Origin of the sequence: Blautia glucerasea (assembly GCF_020537505.1) — a bacterium.
In the GTDB taxonomy this organism is placed as follows: domain Bacteria; phylum Bacillota; class Clostridia; order Lachnospirales; family Lachnospiraceae; genus Blautia_A.
On sequence record NZ_JAJBMO010000074.1, the window covers coordinates 1 to 1,185 of the forward strand.

General features: G+C 45.2%; 1 protein-coding gene. It reads right to left on the reverse strand.

Features of this window, described 5'->3' with window-relative positions; translation table 11 throughout:
• Window positions 1-51: 51 nt before the first annotated feature.
• A partial coding sequence (locus LIQ05_RS19250; RefSeq protein WP_226822921.1) for an IS256 family transposase occupies window positions 52-1,185 on the reverse strand: 1,134 nt, incomplete at its 5' end.

Sequence of the window (1,185 nt, forward strand, 5' to 3'; positions counted from 1 at the left end):
GCATGTCAAGAGCAGGCGGTTTTCCGCCTGTCTTGATCGTCGGTTTACTCGTTATTCTGGAAGACGACCTTCGTACATAATACTCAGTTCGCCATATACCTGCGCCCAGTTTCGAATCGTACTGGTCCATTTTTTCGTAGCCTCAAAAGTGGCCAGGTACAGCGCTTTTAAAAGGGCCGTATCGCTTGGGAATACGCTTCTCTGCCGATTCAGCTTCCGGTAGGTGGAATTCAGGGATTCAATCGCATTGGTAGTATAAATCACCGTTCTGACCGTCGTTGAAAACTTGAAAATTGGAGAGATGGCATCCCAGTTATCCTTCCAGCGTTTCATGGAATTCGGATATTTGGGAGACCATTTTTCAGTTACACGATCTAAGGCTGCCAGCGCTTTCTTTTCATCTGCGGCCTGATAAATGGTCTTCAGATCCGCTGCAAATGCTTTTCTGTCCTTGTCAGGGACATATTTCAGTGTGTTTCTTACCTGGTGTACGATACAGCGCTGATACTCGGTTTTTGGAAAAGCTGCAGCGATTGCTTCTTTGATGCCGGTTAAACCATCTGCACAGATGATTAATACATCTTTGACACCCCGGTTTTTCAGTTCGTTCATAACGGAAAGCCAGTATTTTGCGCTTTCGTTGTCGCCAACGCTGATGGTCAGAACCTCTTTCTTTCCTTCCGTGTTGATTCCAAGAATCACGTAAGCTGCAAGCTTTCGGATCACACCATTATCTCTTACGGAATAGTGAATTGCGTCGATGTAGAGAATGGGATAGACTTCGTCCAACGGCCGGTTCTGCCAGTCTTCGATCTGTGGCAGGATCTTATCGGTTACATCGGAAATAAAACTCTCCGAGGTCTCAAAGCCATAAATATCTTCGATGGTTTCGGAAATCTGTCGGGTAGTCATTCCTTTGGCATACATGGAAATGATCTTCTGATCAATATCAGAAATATCTTTCTGACGTTTTTTCACCACCTGTGGTTCAAATGTTGATTTTCGGTCCTGCGGCACTTCGATTTCCATCGATCCATATCGGCTGTTGACCTGTTTGCGCTTATACCCATTGCGGTAATCATCATTATCCGAACGTTCTGATTTTTCATAGCCGAGATGATCGTCCATTTCCGCTTCCATCATTTCCTTAATGGTACCGCCTAAAAGATCCTTGAGCGCATCCTG